The 215-nt window shown below is 59.5% G+C and carries 1 pseudogene; it reads right to left on the reverse strand.

From position 1 onward, the window contains the following. Nucleotides 1-215: pseudogene (locus A6M21_RS06425) on the reverse strand (IS200/IS605 family accessory protein TnpB-related protein); the annotation flags it as partial.

Here is a 215-nt window from a genome sequence, read left to right on the forward strand (position 1 = left end):
CCGGCAGCCACAGTTTCCCTGCCACCCGGGGCGCTCTGGCCATGACCGGCCGCCCCAGGCTGTCTACTCCGGTTTGCCCGGATAAATGAGAAATGGTTACCGCCAGGGTGAACGCGCCGTTATGGTAACTTACCTTTATGTTCGGGTTGCCGCCTTTGGTTTCGTCCCCCCAGGCGTATAAGCGGTTCTGTCTAGCGTTACGCCACTCTTCACAG

The sequence above is a fragment of the Desulfotomaculum copahuensis genome, assembly GCF_001655685.1.
GTDB lineage: Bacteria > Bacillota > Desulfotomaculia > Desulfotomaculales > Desulfovirgulaceae > Desulfotomaculum_G > Desulfotomaculum_G copahuensis.